At 54.0% G+C, this 2,863-nt stretch carries 4 protein-coding genes; 2 read left to right on the forward strand and 2 right to left on the reverse strand.

The annotated features are described in order from the left end of the window. Positions 1–650: 650 nt before the first annotated feature. Positions 651–1,004: a hypothetical protein gene (locus ACR0LN_RS23815; protein ID WP_480424834.1), complete on the reverse strand. Its 354-nt coding sequence runs from the start codon at positions 1,002–1,004 to the stop codon at positions 651–653. A gap of 2 nt (positions 1,005–1,006) precedes the next feature. Then, on the reverse strand, positions 1,007–1,345 hold the full coding sequence (locus ACR0LN_RS23820; RefSeq protein WP_480433214.1) for an integrase core domain-containing protein: 339 nt from the start codon (positions 1,343–1,345) through the stop codon (positions 1,007–1,009). Between ACR0LN_RS23820 and ACR0LN_RS23825 the strand changes: the two genes are divergently transcribed. Together ACR0LN_RS23825 and ACR0LN_RS23830 are read left to right on the forward strand one after the other, a co-directional pair. Next, entirely contained in the window at positions 1,262–1,723 is a 462-nt protein-coding gene (locus ACR0LN_RS23825; RefSeq protein WP_480424837.1) for a hypothetical protein, read from the forward strand. The two genes, ACR0LN_RS23820 and ACR0LN_RS23825, sit on opposite strands and share 84 nt — an antisense overlap. Then, the gene (locus ACR0LN_RS23830) at positions 1,723–2,697 is read left to right on the forward strand and encodes an ExeA family protein (protein WP_480433215.1); all 975 of its coding nucleotides are present in this window, start codon (positions 1,723–1,725) and stop codon (positions 2,695–2,697) included. The genes ACR0LN_RS23825 and ACR0LN_RS23830 overlap by 1 nt, the downstream gene beginning before the upstream one ends. Positions 2,698–2,863: the final 166 nt, after the last annotated feature.

Genomic DNA, 2,863 nt, shown 5'->3' on the forward strand with positions numbered 1-2,863 from the left:
ATGAGCGGGACCTCATAAGCGCAGGGCCCATCATAGCTGGTGTCTATTTAAATATAGGATTTGGGAATTTCCCGAAGGCAGTCAACTGGTTCTATTGTTCGGTATGGGACGATTTGATTGGCCTGCGAGTGCTTGGCTAAAAACCGCCAATTTGCACAATAAATTCAGCCTGTTACTTGCAGGCCGGTTGGGTCCATCGTTTCATCGGTTCATCGGTTCATCGGTTCATCGGTTCATCGGTTCATCGGTTCATCGGTTCATCGGTTCATCGGGCCGCCGCTACGCCTTGGCGCACACTGCAGCACTAACCGGTTACATCATCCTGACAGCCTAACATCCGGCCGCAAGTCGGGCACCGCGTGTGGGTTAACTGACAGTCCGCCCCTGGTTTCCGGATTGGGTGGTCTGACACAGCCGTACTGCCCTCTGGTGACGCCCTATGTGTAGTGGCTTGAGATCATAATCCGTTGGGCGCGAGATTATCGGCATTTCTGGCTCAGATTATTTGAGACTGTAAATCGATTTGGGATCACATTATTTGCGACTGGACTCAGAATAATTGAGACGGGCTCACATTGCTGAGACTGGGATCGGTGGGGTGAGACCATCCGACGCCGTCACAGCGACAACGCTCACCCCGTCGGCTCGTATTACTCTGCAAGAAATTTTTTCACTTCTTGATTATCAATAAACCAGTTGGAAATTCCTAGAATATTGGTGTCTAGATATCCAAAAAATCTTTCTGGGCGGCTTAAATCTAGGAAGTAGAAGGCCAGTTCCTCGCCCTTAGTTCCGTCATCAAATTCGACGAACTTCCGGGTGAGAAAATTCTCTGGTTTTGTGCACACTGGCATAAATCGTTGAGTTAGAAAAATTCCGGTATCAGAGTGCCTTTCTTCCTCAACTTCTTCAGAAGGAATCATCGTATAAAGCCAAAGCCAACCAGTGCCGTCAGCTTCCAGTTGTACATCGGTAAAGAGAGCAGTAACTTTGTCCAGCCCCAATTCTATGGGCCAGTTTTGAGCAAGGTTTCTGGAACGGGCGGTCGCATGTTTAGAGCCTGATGGGGTCTGACACGATTGTACTGTCTAAGCCAGGTATTGATGACGATCTGAGCCTGTTTGGTGGTGTGGAACCATTCTGCGTTGAGGACTTCCCGGCGCAGAGTGCCATTGAAGCGCTCGTTGTATCCATTCTCCCAAGGTGATCCCGGGTAGATTTGGATCGGCTTAATGCCCACCTTTCTTAACCAGGTCTGCAGGTGTTTGATCACGAGCTGTTCGTTGAGTGGAACGACAAGCGCTTTGGCCCCTACCGCCCGACAGGTGGGCCTATCCCGCTGCATCGCTATCGCAAGCCCAAGAAAACACAAACACAGGCACGGGCCGACAGGATCGGAGATCTTGCGCAGAAGATCTCGGTGCCCAGATCGGCGCTTGCCGGGTTGGATTCAAGCCTGGCCAAAGCCGCAGACGTACTGCCGTTCGCCAGCCAGGCCTTTGTCGATCCGGATCCCTATGGAGAGTTCACCTATAGCAGCCGATTGGATGCGCTGCGCGGGGTCTCGGATTTGCTGCACAAGCCGCTGGCCCGCCTGACAGACGAGGATCTGTCGTTCGTGAATGATCTTGTCGACCGCACGCTCGACAAGACGGAAATCAAACAAGGAATAACTGCCCGGTTCTCGCCTAAGCGACCGGCCGCTGAAGAGGAGAGCGAGTAATGCTGAATGCCGAGATCATGGCGCGATATGGGCTGATCAAGGACTGGCGAGCTGCCGGATTCTATGAGACCGAGAACCATCGTCAGATCACCCACACCGTCCGGGCGGGCATTGGAACCGGACGCCTGATCGCTGTGACAGGCCCAGTTGGCATCGGCAAGACTGTGTTCCTGCACCGGTTGCAAGATGAAATTGCGCGCGAAAAGAAGGTCACTGTCGCCGAAAGCCTGTCGGTGGACAAAGCCCGCACGACCGTTCCGACGCTAATCTCAGCCCTGTTCTACGATCTCTCACGAGAGAAAGAACCAAAGATTCCAACCCAAGGTGAAAAGAGGGAACGAGAACTTCAGAAGCTGGTAGCCCGCTCCGGAAAGCCCGTGGCGCTGTTTGTCGATGAGGCCCATGATCTGCATGGAAAGACATTGATCGGGCTGAAACGCCTGATGGAAGTGATCGCGCGCGGCGGAGGCAATCTGTCCGTTATTCTGGTCGGCCATCCGAAGCTGCGAAACGACCTTCGCCGCCCAACGATGGAAGAGATCGGGCATCGCACTGATATCCTGCCCTTCGAAGGATTGGGGGAAGAGTCCCGAACCTATCTCGACTGGCTTTTGGACCAGTGTACCGAGGACGACGCTCCACTTGACGAGATTATCGAACCGGCGGCGCTGGACCTACTGGCAGAGCGCCTGACCACACCCTTACAGTTTGCCGAATATTTAAACCGGGCATTGGAGGCCGGGTTCCGCATCGGCCAGAAACCAATCACGCCGGATATTGTGTCGGCCACCCTGGCCCCCGACTTTGATGACTTGGAGCCACGTCTCACCCGGCAGGGCTATTCTGTGAAGGTATTGGCGGATCAGTTCCAGTCCAAACCTGCCGAGATCAAACGCTTCCTGAGCGGGCAGCTTGAACCCGCGCGGACCCGCGAATTGGCAGAGCGAATGCGGATGGCGGGGTTGTCGCTATGAGGTCATGTGGATGGTCTCACCCCACCGATCCCAGTCTCAGAAATGTGAGCCCGTCTCAATTATTCTGAGCCCGTTCTCAAATAAAGTGGTCCCAATGTCCAGCCCCAATTCTATGGGCCAGTTTTGAGCAAGGTTTCTGGAACGGGCGGTCGCATGTTTAGAGCCT

The organism is Ruegeria sp. AA6, from assembly GCF_056542865.1.